Below are 16,683 nucleotides of genomic sequence, written 5' to 3'. Positions count from 1 at the left end.
TGTTGGGTAAATTATTTAATAAGGACCGCTGGCCAAATTGGATAAGGCGCTCGGCTACGAACCGGGAGATTCCAGATTCGAGTTCTGGGCGGTCCACCAAAAAGGATAAAATAAAATGTTAGATTGGTTATTAAAATCATCACTACAAAAATCAGTAATATATTTTTTTATTATAGTTTTTATAATATTATTAATTTTAACTTTCACATTATAAATAACCATGAGCAACAAATTTGAACAGATAAGTATTAAACCTGGCTTTATGCAGCACAACGGTGGTGTTTTATTCCGAACTATTTCTGATACTGAATATGAATTTAAAACTACAATTAATAAAAATCATTTAAATGCTGCTGGAATTACCCATGGAGGTTTTCTTTCAGCTTTAATCGATGCAGGAGCAGGCACAGCAGCACACAGGGCTGCTGGAAATGCACCGTGTGTAACTATTTCTTTAGATTTAAAATTTATTGGTTCTTCAAAAGTAGGTGATGAAATAATTGGTTTTACAAAAATATTAAAAAAAACAAATACACTAGTATTTTTATTTTGTGAGCTAAAGTGTAACAATAAAATTATAACTTCTGCATCAGGTTTGTGGAAAATTCTAAAAATAAAACCATCTAATTTAGGTCCTGGTGGTTAAGTTTTAACAAATCTAATATTAAACAAAAATGAGAACTTTTTCCCTTACGATTCGGTCATGTTTTAACCTATTTTTGTTCTTTATCACTAACAACATATGGTGGGGTATAAATTAAAGGTACCATAAATAGAAATGAGTAAAAATAAAATTACTGCTGTTCTCGGTCCAACTAACACTGGCAAAACCTATTTAGCGATTGAAACAATGCTATCATTTGATTCGGGAATGATTGGTTTTCCATTAAGACTGCTTGCAAGAGAGGTATATGACAAGATAATAAAAAAAATTAGCCTAGATAAAGTTGCACTAATTACTGGTGAAGAAAAAATTATTCCATCAAATGCAAAATATTTTCTTTGTACAGTAGAGTCAATGCCAGTTAACAAACATTTAGATTTCGTTGGAATTGATGAAATACAAATGTGTGCAGATCATGAAAGAGGTCATATTTTTACTGACAGACTATTAAACCTTCGTGGAGAAAAGCTTACTATGTTTATGGGGTCTAGCACTATTAAAAATATCATAAACAAATTAGATGAAGATACCGAATTCATTAATAGAGAAAGACTTTCTAAACTTTCATATGTGGGCCATAAAAAGATTTCAAGAATAAATAGAAAAACAGCCATAATAGCTTTTTCTACTGAAGAAGTTTATGCAATCGCAGAACTTGTAAGGAGACAAAAGGGTGGAGCAGCAATAGTTATGGGTTCTTTAAGTCCAAAAACTAGAAACGCACAAGTAGAACTTTATCAATCAGGTGATGTTGATTTTCTAGTTGCTACTGATGCGATAGGAATGGGTATTAATATGGATTTAGAAAATGTCTATTTCTCAAATTTAAAAAAATTTGATGGAAAAAAACAAAGACGCCTCAATATGTCTGAGATTGGTCAAATAGCTGGAAGAGCAGGCAGATATTTAAATGATGGAAATTTTGGTATTACTGGAGATTGTAAAGAAATTGCTGCTGAAGAAGTTGAATTACTTGAAGGTCATAAATTTGAAGAGATTAGAATGTTGTTTTGGAGAAATTCAAATTTAAATTTTAATAATGCTTTAAGTTTAATTAAATCACTAGAAGAAAAACCAAATACACATTGGTTAAGAAAAATACATGAGTGTGGAGATGAAAAGGTTTTAAGATATTTTTTAAAAGATTTAAAAAGATTTAATATTGAAAACAATAAAGAAACCCTAGAATTGCTGTGGGAATGCTGTCAAATACCTGACTTTGTAAAAAAGACGTATGGTAATCATATAGAGGTTGTGGGTAAAGTTTTTGGTTTTTTAAATAGTAAAGAAAGCAGAATTACTAATGATTTTATGCGTCTACAACTGATGAAATTAGATAAATTAGAAGGAAATGTAGATTCTTTATCAAATAGAATTGCAAATGTTAGAACTTGGTCATATGTTTCCAATAAAATTAACTGGGTTGAAAATCAGGGGTATTGGATTGAAAAAACAAAATTATTAGAAGATAGATTGTCTGATAGATTACATGAGGAGCTTACCAAAACTTTTATCGACAAAAGAGCCAGTGTGCTAGCAAGAGGATTAAAACAAGATATAGAATTTAAAACTGAGATAATGGAAGATAATAAAGTAATAATTGATGATCAATTTATTGGTAGCTTAAAAGGCTTGAAATTTGAAATGGATTTAAAAGTTGGAGCCTTAGAAACTGATATTAAGTCACTAAAAAAAGCAGCCAGACAAACAGTAGGTCCAGAATTACAAAAACGGATTGGATCGATCATAGAAACTGGATTAATAGAAATAAAAGATGATTTTAAAATTTATTGGAAAGATTTTCCTATTGCAAAATTAACCGCTGGTAAGGATTATCTCAATCCAGATTTACTTTTAATTGTAGATGATATTTTAGAAAATAATGATAAACAAAAACTATCTGATTTTCTTGAAAAATGGATTAAAGAAAAAATTAATTACATACTAAAAAGTCTGATTGATTTAAGAAATCTAAAAGAAAGTAATTCATCAATAAAAGCTTTGGCTTATCAGCTATATGAAAATAATGGAGTTATAAAAAGAGAGATTGTTTCTGACTATTTAAAAAAACTTGGCCAGGATGAAAGAAAAATTTTAAGAGATATGGGTGTTAAATTTGGGAGATATCATGTTTTCTTGTTTAGATTGCTAAAACCAGAAGCTGTCTCCTTAAGAACTTTATTGTGGAAAAACTTTAATCAAAAATACTTTGATCTAACGCCTCCAACATTTGGCTTAAATTTTTTAGAAGATAAAGATATTAAGAATAAAAATTTTATGCTTCTTTGTGGATTTGAAAATTTTGATAATTATTATGTTAGGATTGATATTTTAGAAAGGTTATTTGTTCAAATAATAAACTCAAATAATGATAAAGATAAAGATATAAAACTAGTTCCTGAAATGCTAAATTTATTGGGATGCAGCAAGGATAACTTTAAAAACTTAATTATGAAAATGAATTATAAAATAATAGAAAAAGATAAGGAGATATATTTTAAATATAATCCAAAAAGACAAATTAAAAAAACTTTTAAAAAGAAAGAAACTTCAAATAGTCCTTTTAAAGTTCTAAAAAATTTTAATTTTAATTAATGATTAATTTTTTTAAAAATAAAGAAAAAATCATTTCAAAAGATAATGACTCATTATGTAAAATTGCAGCTCTACTTATACATGCTGCAAAAATTGATGAAAATTATGAAGAGACTGAAAAAGATATAATTAAAAAAACTTTAATTGAGCTAGGAGCAGAAAAATCATACATAGATGACATTATTTCAAAAGCAACTACTATTGAAGAAAATTCCAATCAAATACTTGATTTTACAAGAGAAATAAAAAATTCACCAGAATCTGATAAAATTAAAATTATTGAATCATTATGGAAAATTATTTATTCAAATAATAATGCAGATATGTATGAGGCAAACTTAATGCGAAGGCTTGCTGGTTTGCTATATATAAATCCTAAAATGATGGGTGATTTAAAAGAAAAAATAAAACAAGAATTAAAAAAATGACATACCTAGTAAATGAAAAATGTATTAAATGTAAATTAATGGACTGTGTTGAGGTTTGCCCTGTCGATTGTTTTTACGAAGGAAAAAATATGCTTGTAATTAAACCAGAGGAGTGTATAGATTGTGGCGTTTGCGAGCCAGAATGCCCTGTTGACGCTATAGTAGCTGACACTGAGTCTGGTAGCGAAAAATGGCTTGAAGTAAATACTAAGTATTCAGAAATCTGGCCGAATATAACAGTTAAAAAAAATCCTCCTGAGGATAATGAAAAATATAAAAATGAAGAAAACAAGTACGACAAATATTTTGGCGAAAATCTTTAAAAAATCTACTAAGAAAAAAACTAAAAAGAAAACTGCTGCGAACGTGGTAAAAAAAGTCTCAAAGCCAAAAATAAAAAAAGTTAAAAAAGTAGTTACTTCAAAAAAAACCAAAGTTACTAAAAAAACTACAATAAAAATAAAAAAAAATTTAAAAACAATTTCAGTAAAAACTGCTCCTCAAAAGATTGAAATTAAGACTGATAATTTAAGAATTTCAAAAAATAATGAAATTAAACCTGAAATTATAAAAGTAAAAAAACAAGAAACTGAAAAAAAAGAATATAAAGTAAAAGACTATGTTGTGTATCCAAAACATGGCGTTGGTCAAATTACTGAATTTAAAAAAATTAAGATTGGTGGAATAGATGTTGAAACTTATGTACTTAAATTTGAAAAAGACAAAGCTTATGGAATGGTGCCAGTAAATAAACAGTCTCACCTTAGACCACTTGCAACCATCAACCAAGTTAACAAATGTATATCCATTTTAAAAAGTAAACCAAAAGTCAAAAGATCAATGTGGAGTAGAAGAGCTCAAGAGTATGAAGCAAAAATATCTTCTGGTAAAATCTATGAACTTGCTGAGGTTGTAAGAGATTTGAATAAAGGTGATGATTTGATGGTTGATCAATCTTATAGCGAAAGACAACTTTTTGAAAAAGCATACGAAAGAATTTTATCTGAATTTCAAATAGTAATGGGTGTATCGCTAGAGGATACACAGAAAAAACTAGATAAGGCACTTAAGAGAAATCTTGAAGGACAAGCCAAGGCTGCTGTAGCAGCTCCTACTAAGACTGTAGAACCTGATGAGCCTGAGGCTGATCCAATTACCGATACTGAGGATTAAAGATTAGAACAAAAAAAAACGCCTCTCACACTTAACGTTATGAGAAGCGTTTTTTGAAAAGATTAAGATACTATCTTTTTCTTCTCTTAGCCTTTTTAGCTTTTTTAGCTTTTTTCTTAGTTTTCTTTTTAGCTTTTTTAGCTTTTCTTCTTGTAGCCATCTTTAGCTCCCTGTTTAAGTTAAACGAATCAAATTGATTCGTTGATTACTTATTTTTATTTTTTTATGCAAGTGATGTCAATTCTTTAATTCAATAACAATTTTAAATTTTTTCTAAAAAAATTTTTATTTCTTTAAATTTTTTTAAGTAAAAAAAGTTATAGTTTATGCGATTAATAATCCATTTGAAAAAAATTAAAAAAGTTTTTTAATTTCATTTTTATAGGTTTCTATAATTTTATATCTTTTTAATTTTAATGTTGGAGTCATCATGTTGTTTTCAATTGTAAATTGCTTTTTTATTATTAAAAATTTTTTTATTTTTTCTATTTTTGATAAATTAATATTTATTTTTTCTAATTCAATTTGAACTTCATCTACACTAATGTCATTGTATTCTGGACTTAGTACTAATAAAGCAACTAAAAAAGGTTTGTTGTCGCCGAACACTAAACTTTGTTCTATATATTTAGATTTATTTAAATTATTTTCAATTTTTATTGGTGAAATATTATCTCCTCCAGGTGTAATAATTATATCTTTTTTTCGATCTGTTATTTTTAAAAACTCTCCATCAAATTTTCCAATATCTCCAGTAGATAACCATCCATTTTTTAAAACTTTATTGGTCTCTTCTTCATTTTTCCAATAACCTAGCATCACATTTTCACCCTTGATCAATATTTCTCCATCATTTGCTAATTTTACTGAATTTCCCATAAATGGTTTTCCAACCGTATCAACTCGAATATCTTTTATAGAATTACAGCTAACTACTGGTGATGTTTCTGTTAAACCATAACCTTGTAAAGTTGGTAAACCAATTGCGTTTAAGAACGAACCAACTTCATAGTCTAAAGCTCCACCTCCTGAAATAAAGGCTTTTAAATTTCCCCCAAATTGTCTCTTAATTTTTTTTCTTACTAAAGCCTCACAAATAAAATTAATAATACTTTCACTAAATAATAATTTTTCTTTATTTAATTTTTTCTTACCCAATATGACAGTCTGGTTTACTAGCATTTTTTTTAAACCTTTTGATTTTGAAAATGTTGAATTAATTTTCTGATATAAATTTTGATAAAATCTTGGAACAGCTGTCATTATTTCTGGAGAACAATCACCCATATTTTTTATAAGTTTATCTATGCTTTCTGCATAAAAAACTTGTGCACCAACCACTATCTGTACAAATTGAACTGTATGCTCATATGAATGTGAAAGTGGCAGCCAAGTTAAAAATTTTGGAATTTTAGAAATAAACTCTTGTAATAATAGATTCGCACCCTCACAATTATTAAGAATACCTCCATGACTTAACATTACACCTTTTGGGTTTCCTTGTGTTCCAGAAGTATAAATTATGCACGCTATATCCTTTCTTTGAATATCTAAATTAAAGAAATCTTTACTACTACTAATTTTTTTTTCAAAAATTTCATCTATGTTTAAATGAAATTTACTATCAAAATCATCTACAATTTCAAAAAAAATAATTTTTTTTATAAATTTTTTTTTAGGAATTATTGTTTTAATCTTTGAATATAAAGTTTTATCAGAAATAATTAAAATACTTGGAGTGCAATCATCAATAATATATTCATAATCTCTTTCGGTATAAGTAGTGTATGCTGGTACAGTTATTCCACCTGAAAGCATAATTGAAAGGTCAGATATCAACCACTCAGGTCTATTTTCTGATACTAACAAACATCTATCGCCCTTATTGATGTATTTATTTATTTCTTCAGATAATTTTATAATATTTAAGTAAACACTTTCCCAAGAATATTCTTTTTGGGGTCGTTTTAACGATTTTAAAAAAATATCCTCTTTATTTTTTTTTCGGTATTGGTGTTGAAATAATTCTAATAAATTTTTAATGTTGTCTATCTTCATAAAAAAATGGTGGGCGAAGAGAGAATCGAACTCTCACTTCTTGCGAAACACGATTTTGAGTCGTGCGCGTCTACCAGTTCCGCCATTCGCCCTTAATTATCATTATTATAACTATAAAATTAAATAGTATAAGAACTTAATTTATACTAAAACGAAAAAATGTTTAATGAATTATATCAGAAATCTTTAAAACTTGCTGCTCATAAGAGTTCTAAAATATTTCTTGCATTTGTATCGTTTATTGAAAGTTCTTTTTTTCCTATTCCTCCAGACGTTATGATTGTGCCAATGGTCATTGCAAAAAAAAATGATTATTTAAAAATTTTTTTGATAGCAACAATATTTTCCACACTTGGTGGAATACTGGGGTATTTTATAGGTTTTTATTTCTTAGAAATTGCAATGAGTGTTGTAGAATTCTATGGCTATGAAGAAAAACTCTTTAATTTGAAAGAAAACTTAACAAAGGGTAGTGGTCTTTATATATGGCTTGCCACCCTATTTCTTGCTGGCTTTACACCTCTGCCATTTAAAGTTTTTACCATAACAAGTGGCATGATTAGTTTTAACTTATTTATATTTATTTGTATTTGTTTCATTTCTAGAGGATTAAGATTTTTTATTGTTGCTTATTTTTCTTATAAATTGGGTGATGCTTTTAGTAATTTTATGAAAACTGATGCGGCTAAATGGTTTATGTTTTTAGGTATTCTAATTGTAATAATTTTTGCTGTAATATATTTTTTTATTAAATAAATGAATAATATAAAACGAGAAACAATTCTTAAACTAATATTAATATTTAGTATTATTGCAATTTTATCTGCTTATTTTATTCAGTATGTACTGGGTCACCAACCATGTAACCTTTGTTTAATTGAAAGAATTCCATATATCTCTTCTATAATAATTATTTCTGCTATCTTCATTTTTAAAAAAATTGAAAAAATACTTTTGATAGTTTTGATAATAATATTTATGAGTGCATTTATCATATCCCTCTATCATTTTGGAATAGAACAGGGATTTATTAAAGAGTCTTTAGTTTGTGACTTAAGCTCAACAAATACAAATTTAACAAAAGAGACTATCCTAAATGAATTAAAGCAAAAAACAATAAGCTGTAAAGATGTAACTTTTAAAATTTTTGGCTTATCCCTTGCGACTTTTAATATTTTTATCTCGTTAATAATTAGTGTTATAGTTATAAAACTTTTTTTAAATTATGAAAAAAACAAATAAAAATAGAGTTAAAGAATTTATTAGAGTAGACCATGCTGGTGAGCGAGGTGCAATAAAAATTTATGAAGGTCAATTACTAGCACTTAATACATTTATAAAAGACGATGATTTAAAAAAAAAAATTGAACAAATGAAAGTCCATGAAAAAGAACACTGTGATTATTTTGAAAATGAAATAAGAAAAAGAAATATTCAGCCTACTAAGTTTCTACCTTTATGGGATATTCTTGGTGTTGGACTTGGCTTTGGCACGGCTATTTTAGGAAAAAAAGCAGCTATGTTATGTACAGCATCTGTTGAAGAAGTTATTGATGAACATTACTCGAGTCAAATTTATGAACTAGAGAGCGATGAAAAAGAACTTAAGAAAAAAATAATCAAATTTAGAGAAGATGAATTACATCATAAAGATATTGCATACGAGGAAGGTGCTACAAAACAAGGCGCTTATTCTATTTTAGATAAAATAATAAAAACAGGCTCGAAGATTGCAATTTCTATATCTGAAAAAGTATAATTAAGCTTCAAGCTCAACATCCCAGTATAAATAATCCATCCAACTTTTATGAAGAAAGTTTGGAGGAAAGTGTTTACCATTTTTATGCAAATCTTCAGTTGTTGGCTGATATGGAGCTTGATTAAGAGTCATGTCAGAATTTTTTAACAACCTACCGCCTTTTTTTACATTACATGACGAGCATGCAGTTACAACATTGTCCCAATTAGTTTGACCTCCTTTAGACCTTGGAAGTAAATGATCAAAAGTTAGCTCTTCACCACTTCCACAATATTGACAAGAGAATCTATCTCTCAAGAATACATTAAATCTGGTAAAGCTTGGATTTGCCTGAGGTTTTATAAAACTCTTTAAAGCAATTACACTTGGTAATCGCATGTTAAAAGATGGACTTCTAACTATTTTATCATAATTGCTAACGATAGAAACTCTATCTAAAAAAACTGACTTAATAGAATCTTGCCAACTCCATAGTGACAACGGATAATAACTTAGAGGTCTATAATCAGCATTTAAAACTAAAGCTGGACACTTTTCTAAAGATAAATTTTGATCACCAAAAATCATAAATAAAACTTTAACTGAAAATTATTACTTTATCAATGAATAGAATTTTAAATATTAAAACTATTTTTTATATAGTTTAATGCAGCACTTGAGGCTTCGATTGGAATATGATGTTGACAATTCTCAATCATTTTTGTTTTTACCTCTACATTATTTCTAATTAAAAAATCTTTTGCCTCTAATAAATGAGTAGGCGATACAACAGCATCTTTGTCTCCATGTATTAAAAACATTTTTGTTAAAGATTTTTTTCTTTTTTTTAAATCATCTTGATTGATTATTTTACCTGAAAATCCAACTACACAATTATAATTCTCATTACTTGTTAAACCTAAATTTATGGACATCATGCAGCCTTGGCTAAAGCCAGATAAACAAATTTGTGAATTTTCTAAATTGTATTTTTCTTTAATTTCTTCAATAAATTTATGCAGTTTAGTCTCTGCTTTTTTGGATTGTTCTAAAATATATTCTGGATCATCTTTTGTTAAATCAAACCATTGGTAGCCACCTGGATTAATTTCACATTTTTCATGTCCATTTGGACATAAAAAAATAGCATTAGGTAAAAACCTCTTCCAGTTTAGTGTTAGCATGCTTATATCTTTTCCATCACCACCATATCCATGAAGCAAAATAACAGCATATTTAATTGGAATATCTTTTTCAGGGTTTACAATTGTTGTTGATAGGCAAAATGTCATAGATATTTTATTATGTTTTAATATAAAAAAAACACTCTACAATATAATTATGATTTCAGGAACATTAGTTAAAATACTTGGTATAGTTCTCTTGATAGTGGTGGCCGTTGTTTTGATTCTAGGAATTGGCACTTTATTTAAAGGTGGCGAAACAAGTAAAAAATATTCCAATAAGCTAATGCAACTTAGAGTATTGTTGCAATTTTTAGCTATAGTAGCATTAGTTTGTTTTGCCTACTTCTTTAAAAATTAATTATAATTTTTTAACCATTTAATAAACCCTTCATCATTAAAATCGATTGATCCTATTAAACGAGCAAATTCTTCACCTTTTTTATTAAAAAAAATTGTTGTTGGAACTCCTCTTAAGGAAAATTTTTTTGCCAAAGTAATTGGTGAATCAAAATAAATATCTAAATTTTTAATATTTAACTCTTTAAAAAAAGACTCAGATTTCGAAATATCCTCTCGGCCGATATTAATTGGAAAAATCTTTAAATTATTAAGCTCTAAATTTACCTGAAGATTATCGAGTGATGGCATTTCCTCTCGACAAGGAGCACACCAGGTAGCCCAAAAATTTAGTATTAGTAATTTTCCCTTAAAATCACTCAAATTAACACTATTCTGATTTGCATCGTTAAAAATTACATTTTCATACGTTTTAGGATTTTTAGTTAAAACCAAATTTTTTATATCTAGCTTTTCTTCTGCATGGCTAAAGGTGCTAGCCACTAAATAAATAAATATTATTAATAATTTCATACTAAATATGTATAATTAATTATCATGCTAAAAAATAAAAACAATACTGCAATATGGGGAACAAGAATAAAAAAAGATGCTTCCACCTTATTTCAAAAAGTTGGTAACTCAATCGATGTTGATAAAAAACTTTTTAGAGAGGATATTTTAGGTTCTATTGCACACGTTGAGATGCTTTTTAGACAAAAAATTATTAGTTTTAAAGTTAAAAATAAAATAATTTATGGGCTAAACAAAATTGAAAAAGAAATTTTAAAAAATAAATTTGAATTTAACAAAAAGTATGAAGATATTCACATAAATATTGAAAAAAGATTGTTTCAAATTATAGGGGAAGAAGCTGGCTATGTTCATACTGCTAGATCAAGAAATGATCAGGTAATTACTGATTTTAAAATGTGGACAACATCTGCTACTAAAGAAATTAATAAAAATTTAGATAGTCTTATAAAAACAATTCTTAAAATTTCTGAAAAAAATATTGAAACTATAATGCCAGGATTTACTCATCTGAAAAATGCTCAAGCAGTTTCATTTGCTCATTATTTAATGGCTTATGTAGAGATGTTTAGTAGAGATAAAAAAAGATTTTCATATAACCTGGAAAGTTTATCAGAATGTCCATTAGGTGTAGCAGCATTAACAGGAACCTCTTTTAATATTGATAGAAATTTTACGTCAAAAAAATTAGGATTTAAAAAGCCAACTAATAACTCTATTGATACAGTGGCGGATAGAGATTTTGTTTTAGATTTTTTGTATAGTGCTTCTGTTTGTTCAATGCACATCTCAAGAATTGCTGAAGAACTTATTATTTGGAACTCTGATGCTTTCAATTTAATTGTTCTATCGGACAAAGTTGTTACTGGTTCTTCAATAATGCCACAAAAGAAGAATCCTGATCTATTAGAATATTTAAGAGGAAAAACAGGATCAGCTTATGGAAACTTATTTTCGATGCTAACAATATTAAAAGGTCTTCCAATATCCTATTTTAAAGATCTTCAGGATGATAAGGAAATATTATTCAAATCTTATGAGATATTAAATAATTGCATAGCAATTTTAAATGAAGTTTTAAAAAATTTAAAACCGAACAAGCAAAAAATGCTAGACCTTGCAAATTCAGGCTACATCACCGCTACCGATTTAGCTGACTATCTTGTTAAAAATCATTCAATGCCATTTAGAAAAGCTTATCAAACAACTGCATCGATTGTTAATTTTGCAGAGAAAAAAAATAAAAAATTAAATGAATTGAGCATTGAAGAATTAAAGAAAATAGAACCAAAGCTTACAACTGAAGTCTTAAAGGTATTTAATGTAAAATACTCTGTAAATTCAAAAAAATCCTATGGTGGAACATCTTTTGATAATATTAAAAAAATGATAATGAAATATAAGAAGTTATAAAATGATGAAAAAATTAATCTTAATCTGTATATTTTCTTCTTTGTTATTTGCCTGTGGAAAAAAAGGAGACCCTAAATATGTTGGGAACGAAATGGTTTTTCCTAAGTCTATTAATTAATGAAATATATAAATAAAAAACTTTCTATAGAAAAAATTAAAGTTGAGGATATTGCCAAAAAATTTGGGACACCTACATACTGCTATTCTTATAAAAGGCTAAAAGATAATATAAATAATTTTAAAAATAATTTTAAATCATTTTCTCCGCTGGTCTGTTTTGCAATAAAATCAAATACTAATGTAAATTTAATTAAAGAAATTAGAAAATTAGGCCTGGGCGCAGATGTTGTTTCAATGGGAGAGTTGATGATGGCCCTTAAAGCTGGGGTAAACCCAAAAAAAATTGTTTTTTCTGGGGTTGGTAAAACGGCTAAGGAAATAAACTATGCTATTGATAAAAAAATTTTATTAATAAATGCAGAGTCAAAAAGTGAAATTATTGAAATAGAAAGAATTGCAAAAAATAAAAGGAAAGTAGTTGATATAGGAATTAGACTAAATCCAAATACAGATGCCAAAACTTTAAAACAAATTTCCACAGGTAAAAAAGAAAATAAATTTGGAGTAGATGAAAAAATATTTTTTGAACTAATTAATTACACAAAACTATCCAAAAATGTAAAATTAAAATGTCTAAGTGTTCATATTGGTAGTCAGATTTTAGATCATCAGCCATATGAAAAAATGCTTAATGTTATCGATAAAATTATTAAAAAAAGTAATCATAATTTTGAGTTTATTGATCTTGGTGGGGGAATGGGAATATCTTACGAAGAAAATAGCAAAAAACTAAACTATAAAAAATACAATTTGGCTATAAATAAATTTTTAAAAAAACATAAATCTAAAATTATATTTGAACCAGGTAGATCTATAGTTGGTGATATAGGATCGCTAATTTCTCAAGTAATTTATATAAAACAAAATGAAAAAAAAGATTTTATAATACTTGACGCTGCAATGAATGATCTAATGAGACCAGCTTTATATGGTGCAAACCATAAAACTTTACCTGCAACAAAACACAGCAGGCTTTCAAAGAAAACTTATGAATTTGTTGGTCCAATTTGTGAAAGTACAGATAAATTTACAACTTTAAAAAAGTTTCAAAAATTAAAAGAGAAAGACCTCGTTGTAATGTGTGATACTGGGGCGTATGGAATGTCTTTAAGTTCAAACTATAACCTCAGACCAAAAGCTGCGGAAATACTGATCAAAGGAACTAAAATTAATGTTATTAAAAAAAGACAAAAACTTGATCAATTAATCTAGTTTTTGATTAAAATGATAAGAAATTTTTTATTCTCTCTATTTTTTTATATTGGAATTATTTTTATTTCTTTATTATTTCTACCATCACTTTTTCTTCCCAAAAAAATTGTTTTATTTGGTGGTAAGATTATGGGATATTGGACCTCTTTTTGCTTAAAAATTTTTTTATCAACAAAAATTATAATTAAAGGAGAGGAAAATATTATCAATAATAGAAAGTTTTTTATTGCTGCCTCTCATCAATCAATGTTTGAAACTTTTTATTTACAAACAATTTTTAAATCTCCAGTTTTTATTCTTAAGAAGGAATTATTAATGATACCCATATTTGGCTGGTATTTAAAAAAAATTGGATCAATATCAATAAAAAGAAATAAAGTAACTAAAGATAATCTTGGCTTCTTTAATGATATATCAAAACAAATAAATGCATCTGATAGACCATTAATAATTTTTCCACAAGGTACACGGTTGTCTCCGGATGAACGCACATCTTTTAAAAAAGGTTCAGGCAGAATTTATGAGGAACTTAAAATATCTTGCCAACCTATAGCTATTAATTCTGGAAATACTTGGCCAAAAAAAGGACCTAAAAAAATTGATAAAATTATAACTATTTCAATTTTAGAACCAATTGAACCTGGATTAGAAAAAAATGTTTTTTTACACAAGCTTGAAAATGTAATTTATAGCGAGCTCGATGCTATTAATTAGCCTTTCATAGGCATTATTACAAATATACTATCAAAGTCACCCGGATCTTTAATTAATGCTGGTGAGCCAGTGTCATTAAAGAAAATCTCTATTTTATTTCCATCAAGCTGTGAAGCAACGTCAATTAAATATCTTGAGTTAAAGCTTATCTCTAAATCATGATCGAATTTTACATTTAAGCTTTCTTTTCCATCTCCGCTATTTGTATTGTTTACAGATAAATTTAAAACATCTTTTGATAAATTAAATTTCACACCATCTTTTTTATCTAATGACACCGATGCAACTCTATCAACTGAATCTAGAAAAAGTTTTAAATCTATATCCAATTTTTTTTGATTATTTTTTGGTATTACTTGAATATAATTTGGAAATTTTCCATCAATTAACTTGGAAATCAAAATACTATTATTTAGTTCAAACTTAATTTTAGATTTAACATTTGAAATCTTAACATCCCCATCATAGCTCTCTAACAATGAGCATAATTGAAAGATTGTTTTCTTTGGAAGAATTATTGGCTCAAAATCAATCTTTTGATCTAATCTTATTTTAGATATAGACATTCTGTGACTATCAGTGGCAGCTGCTGTCAAAAAGTTTTTATCTTCTATTTGGGTTTGATGAAAAAAAATTCCACTTAAATAATGTCTTGTTTCATCATTAGAGACTGAAAATTTACATTTATTTAATAGTTTTAATAACTGTTTTGATTTTATTATAAACTCATTTTGATTGAAGTTTTCATCAGTCAAAGGAAACTCAGATGCACTAATACAATTTAAATTAAAAATTGATTTTTCAGACTCTACTTGAAGCTTACTAACATCGGTTAAAGATAAATTGATTTTTTTTCCAGAGGAAAATTTTCTTATAATATCATACATAATAGATGAAGTGGTGGTCGTATTTCCCTCTTCTAACACTTCAACATTATTAATTTGATGAATAAAAATTAAATCTAAATCTGTTGCTGTAATAGTTAAGTTTGAGTTACTGGCATTTAACAAAACATTAGATAAAATTGGAAGTGTACTTCTTTTTTCTATCACACCCTGACAATAATTAAGGGCTTGTTGCAGATCTTGTTGATTAACGTTAAATTTCATTTTCTTTATTATACAATATCTGATTTTTTAAGTTATTAATATTGTTAGTCATTTCTGGATCTTTTTCTTTTAATTTTTCAATGGTTTTAACAGAATGAATAATTGTTGTATGATCTCTATTTGAAAACTCTCTACCTATTTCTGGTAAGGATTTTGAGGTTAATATTTTAGTTAAATAGATCGCTGTTTGTCTCGGCCTGACTAAATATCTTGATCTTCTTGAGGACAACATCTCATTTTTACTAATTTTGAAGAACTTACATACAGTCGATTGTATTAAATCTATTGTTACTTTATTTTCTCCAATATTTAATAGATCTTTTAAAACTACTTTAACTTCTGATAAATTTGGAACTTTGTTGTAAATTCTTGAAAAGGAAACAACTCTATTAATTGCTCCTACTAACTCTCTAATACTGGTAGTTATTTCTGTGCTTATAAATTTTTGTATTTCTTCTGAAATATTTACTTGATTTGAATAAAAAATGTTTAATTCTTCTGTTTTTTGCTTAACAATTTTACTTCTAAGTTCATAATCTGGTTTTTGTATATCAACAACAAGACCTCCAGCAAATCTTGATTTAATTCTATCTTGGATTCTTGATAATTTGTTTGGAGCTCTATCGGCAGAGATTATTACTTGTGAGCCTTTATCTAATAGTGCATTAAACGTATGAAAAAACTCCTCTTGCATTGCTTCTTTACCATTCATGAATTGAATATCATCTATCAATAATATGTCAGTATTTCTAAAGTACTCTTTAAACTTTACCATATCATTAGATTTAATTGATTTTACAAACTGATACATAAATCTCTCAGCAGAAATAAACATGACTTTGTTTTTTTCTTTTAATGAAAGACCAATTGAATTTAATAAATGTGTTTTTCCCATTCCAACTCCTCCATAAATATAAAGCGGATTATAATGAGAAATATTTTCTGAAACTTTCATAGATGCCTCATAGGCAAGTTTATTGCTTGTTCCTGTAATAAAACTATCAAATCTTTTATTTGGGTCTATTCTGTTGTATTGCAAGTATGTATCTTTAATGAAGGATATGTTTTCATTATTTTGATTTTTAGTAATATTATTTTCTATTTCATTTTCAGAATTTTTTTCAATAATCTTAAACTCTATTCTTGTTAGATCTTTCTTATAAGTTTTTATTATTTGCAAAATTTGATCTAAATATCTTGAGGTAATCCAGTCTCGGATAAATCTGGTAGAAACCGAAAGTAAGACATAGCTATTCACCTCTTCAACAAAGTCTATCTTTCTAAGCCAGCTTTCATATATATCGCTACCTAGCTTATTTTTCATATCCTTTTGAATTACAACCCAGTCTAAAGCTTCAGAAGATAGATCTTTTGTACTTTGTGTTGATTTGTAGCTTGTCAT

18 protein-coding genes and 2 tRNA genes are annotated in these 16,683 nt (G+C 27.3%); 13 read left to right on the top strand and 7 right to left on the bottom strand.

Annotation, left to right across the window (positions count from 1 at the left end; translation table 11 throughout):
- Positions 1–22 precede the first annotated feature (22 nt).
- From AC5SL8_RS00100 to AC5SL8_RS00075, 6 genes are all read left to right on the top strand, one after another.
- Positions 23–99 (top strand) — tRNA-Arg (locus tag AC5SL8_RS00100).
- Positions 100–220: 121 nt separating this feature from the next.
- Positions 221–646: a PaaI family thioesterase gene (locus AC5SL8_RS00095; protein WP_494579917.1), complete on the top strand. Its 426-nt coding sequence runs from the start codon at positions 221–223 to the stop codon at positions 644–646.
- A 132-nt stretch (positions 647–778) separates the two neighbouring features.
- Positions 779–3,259, top strand: a complete 2,481-nt coding sequence (locus AC5SL8_RS00090; protein WP_494579915.1) for a helicase-related protein — start codon at positions 779–781, stop codon at positions 3,257–3,259.
- Positions 3,259–3,687, top strand: coding sequence for a tellurite resistance TerB family protein (locus AC5SL8_RS00085; RefSeq protein WP_494579914.1), 429 nt, complete (start codon positions 3,259–3,261; stop codon positions 3,685–3,687). Before AC5SL8_RS00090 ends, AC5SL8_RS00085 begins: the two co-directional genes overlap by 1 nt.
- Positions 3,684–4,010 carry a ferredoxin FdxA gene (fdxA, locus tag AC5SL8_RS00080; protein WP_494579913.1) on the top strand — a complete coding sequence of 109 codons (327 nt, stop codon included), beginning with the start codon at positions 3,684–3,686 and terminating at the stop codon, positions 4,008–4,010. The genes AC5SL8_RS00085 and fdxA overlap by 4 nt, the downstream gene beginning before the upstream one ends.
- Positions 3,952–4,860: a CarD family transcriptional regulator gene (locus tag AC5SL8_RS00075; protein ID WP_494579911.1), complete on the top strand. Its 909-nt coding sequence runs from the start codon at positions 3,952–3,954 to the stop codon at positions 4,858–4,860. Before fdxA ends, AC5SL8_RS00075 begins: the two co-directional genes overlap by 59 nt.
- Positions 4,861–5,214: 354 nt before the next feature.
- On the opposite strand, the gene AC5SL8_RS00070 is transcribed toward AC5SL8_RS00075, so the two are convergent.
- Both AC5SL8_RS00070 and AC5SL8_RS00065 read right to left on the bottom strand, forming a co-directional pair.
- Positions 5,215–6,918 carry an AMP-dependent synthetase/ligase gene (locus AC5SL8_RS00070; protein ID WP_494579910.1) on the bottom strand — a complete coding sequence of 568 codons (1,704 nt, stop codon included), beginning with the start codon at positions 6,916–6,918 and terminating at the stop codon, positions 5,215–5,217.
- Positions 6,919–6,925: 7 nt separating this feature from the next.
- Positions 6,926–7,010: transfer RNA gene (locus AC5SL8_RS00065), tRNA-Leu, on the bottom strand.
- Between the two features lie 67 nt (positions 7,011–7,077).
- On the opposite strand from AC5SL8_RS00065, the gene AC5SL8_RS00060 reads away from it, so the two are divergent.
- From AC5SL8_RS00060 to AC5SL8_RS00050, 3 genes are read left to right on the top strand one after another with little or no spacing between them, the layout of a single operon-like run.
- Positions 7,078–7,674: a YqaA family protein gene (locus tag AC5SL8_RS00060; protein WP_494579909.1), complete on the top strand. Its 597-nt coding sequence runs from the start codon at positions 7,078–7,080 to the stop codon at positions 7,672–7,674.
- Complete coding sequence (locus AC5SL8_RS00055) at positions 7,675–8,160, top strand: disulfide bond formation protein B (protein WP_494579907.1); 486 nt, start codon at positions 7,675–7,677, stop codon at positions 8,158–8,160.
- On the top strand, positions 8,144–8,677 hold the full coding sequence (locus tag AC5SL8_RS00050; protein WP_494579905.1) for a demethoxyubiquinone hydroxylase family protein: 534 nt from the start codon (positions 8,144–8,146) through the stop codon (positions 8,675–8,677). The genes AC5SL8_RS00055 and AC5SL8_RS00050 overlap by 17 nt, the downstream gene beginning before the upstream one ends.
- On the opposite strand, the gene AC5SL8_RS00045 is transcribed toward AC5SL8_RS00050, so the two are convergent.
- Complete coding sequence (locus tag AC5SL8_RS00045; RefSeq protein WP_494579903.1) at positions 8,678–9,244, bottom strand: HNH endonuclease; 567 nt, start codon at positions 9,242–9,244, stop codon at positions 8,678–8,680. It abuts the gene before it with no gap.
- Between the two features lie 47 nt (positions 9,245–9,291).
- Complete coding sequence (locus tag AC5SL8_RS00040) at positions 9,292–9,948, bottom strand: alpha/beta hydrolase (RefSeq protein WP_494579901.1); 657 nt, start codon at positions 9,946–9,948, stop codon at positions 9,292–9,294.
- Between the two features lie 49 nt (positions 9,949–9,997).
- Here AC5SL8_RS00040 and AC5SL8_RS00035 point away from each other — a divergent pair, with 49 nt between their 5' ends.
- On the top strand, positions 9,998–10,201 hold the full coding sequence (locus AC5SL8_RS00035; RefSeq protein ID WP_271517065.1) for a twin transmembrane helix small protein: 204 nt from the start codon (positions 9,998–10,000) through the stop codon (positions 10,199–10,201).
- Here the strand turns inward: AC5SL8_RS00035 and AC5SL8_RS00030 are convergent.
- Complete coding sequence (locus AC5SL8_RS00030) at positions 10,198–10,683, bottom strand: TlpA family protein disulfide reductase (RefSeq protein WP_494579899.1); 486 nt, start codon at positions 10,681–10,683, stop codon at positions 10,198–10,200. The two genes, AC5SL8_RS00035 and AC5SL8_RS00030, sit on opposite strands and share 4 nt — an antisense overlap.
- A 54-nt stretch (positions 10,684–10,737) precedes the next feature.
- On the opposite strand from AC5SL8_RS00030, the gene argH reads away from it, so the two are divergent.
- The 3 genes from argH (at position 10,738) to AC5SL8_RS00015 (ending at position 14,172) form a co-directional block, all read left to right on the top strand.
- Positions 10,738–12,126 carry an argininosuccinate lyase gene (gene argH / locus AC5SL8_RS00025; protein ID WP_494579898.1) on the top strand — a complete coding sequence of 463 codons (1,389 nt, stop codon included), beginning with the start codon at positions 10,738–10,740 and terminating at the stop codon, positions 12,124–12,126.
- A gap of 117 nt (positions 12,127–12,243) precedes the next feature.
- Positions 12,244–13,458, top strand: coding sequence for a diaminopimelate decarboxylase (gene lysA, locus AC5SL8_RS00020; protein WP_494579896.1), 1,215 nt, complete (start codon positions 12,244–12,246; stop codon positions 13,456–13,458).
- A gap of 12 nt (positions 13,459–13,470) precedes the next feature.
- Positions 13,471–14,172 carry a lysophospholipid acyltransferase family protein gene (locus AC5SL8_RS00015; protein WP_494579894.1) on the top strand — a complete coding sequence of 234 codons (702 nt, stop codon included), beginning with the start codon at positions 13,471–13,473 and terminating at the stop codon, positions 14,170–14,172.
- Here AC5SL8_RS00015 and dnaN read toward each other — a convergent pair.
- Together dnaN and dnaA are read right to left on the bottom strand one after the other, a co-directional pair.
- Positions 14,169–15,281: a DNA polymerase III subunit beta gene (dnaN, locus tag AC5SL8_RS00010; RefSeq protein WP_494579893.1), complete on the bottom strand. Its 1,113-nt coding sequence runs from the start codon at positions 15,279–15,281 to the stop codon at positions 14,169–14,171. The genes AC5SL8_RS00015 and dnaN overlap by 4 nt on opposite strands.
- The gene (gene dnaA / locus AC5SL8_RS00005) at positions 15,271–16,683 is read right to left on the bottom strand and encodes a chromosomal replication initiator protein DnaA (RefSeq protein ID WP_494579891.1); all 1,413 of its coding nucleotides are present in this window, start codon (positions 16,681–16,683) and stop codon (positions 15,271–15,273) included. The genes dnaN and dnaA overlap by 11 nt, the downstream gene beginning before the upstream one ends.

It is taken from the genome of Candidatus Pelagibacter sp. PS_41 (assembly GCF_059417725.1).
Note: the sequence above shows the minus strand (reverse complement) of the source record. Positions and strands in the feature narration are given on the sequence as shown.

Coding starts and splice junctions, on each gene's coding strand:
- AC5SL8_RS00070 (WP_494579910.1), bottom strand. CDS start 6,918: ATGAAGATAGACAACATTAAAAATTTATTAGAATTATTTCAACACCAA.
- AC5SL8_RS00050 (WP_494579905.1), top strand. CDS start 8,144: ATGAAAAAAACAAATAAAAATAGAGTTAAAGAATTTATTAGAGTAGAC.
- dnaN (WP_494579893.1), bottom strand. CDS start 15,281: ATGAAATTTAACGTTAATCAACAAGATCTGCAACAAGCCCTTAATTAT.
- argH (WP_494579898.1), top strand. CDS start 10,738: ATGCTAAAAAATAAAAACAATACTGCAATATGGGGAACAAGAATAAAA.
- AC5SL8_RS00090 (WP_494579915.1), top strand. CDS start 779: ATGAGTAAAAATAAAATTACTGCTGTTCTCGGTCCAACTAACACTGGC.
- lysA (WP_494579896.1), top strand. CDS start 12,244: ATGAAATATATAAATAAAAAACTTTCTATAGAAAAAATTAAAGTTGAG.
- AC5SL8_RS00085 (WP_494579914.1), top strand. CDS start 3,259: ATGATTAATTTTTTTAAAAATAAAGAAAAAATCATTTCAAAAGATAAT.
- AC5SL8_RS00095 (WP_494579917.1), top strand. CDS start 221: ATGAGCAACAAATTTGAACAGATAAGTATTAAACCTGGCTTTATGCAG.
- AC5SL8_RS00045 (WP_494579903.1), bottom strand. CDS start 9,244: ATGATTTTTGGTGATCAAAATTTATCTTTAGAAAAGTGTCCAGCTTTA.
- AC5SL8_RS00055 (WP_494579907.1), top strand. CDS start 7,675: ATGAATAATATAAAACGAGAAACAATTCTTAAACTAATATTAATATTT.
- AC5SL8_RS00035 (WP_271517065.1), top strand. CDS start 9,998: ATGATTTCAGGAACATTAGTTAAAATACTTGGTATAGTTCTCTTGATA.
- AC5SL8_RS00040 (WP_494579901.1), bottom strand. CDS start 9,948: ATGACATTTTGCCTATCAACAACAATTGTAAACCCTGAAAAAGATATT.
- AC5SL8_RS00060 (WP_494579909.1), top strand. CDS start 7,078: ATGTTTAATGAATTATATCAGAAATCTTTAAAACTTGCTGCTCATAAG.
- dnaA (WP_494579891.1), bottom strand. CDS start 16,683: ATGACAAGCTACAAATCAACACAAAGTACAAAAGATCTATCTTCTGAA.
- AC5SL8_RS00075 (WP_494579911.1), top strand. CDS start 3,952: ATGAAAAATATAAAAATGAAGAAAACAAGTACGACAAATATTTTGGCG.
- AC5SL8_RS00015 (WP_494579894.1), top strand. CDS start 13,471: ATGATAAGAAATTTTTTATTCTCTCTATTTTTTTATATTGGAATTATT.
- fdxA (WP_494579913.1), top strand. CDS start 3,684: ATGACATACCTAGTAAATGAAAAATGTATTAAATGTAAATTAATGGAC.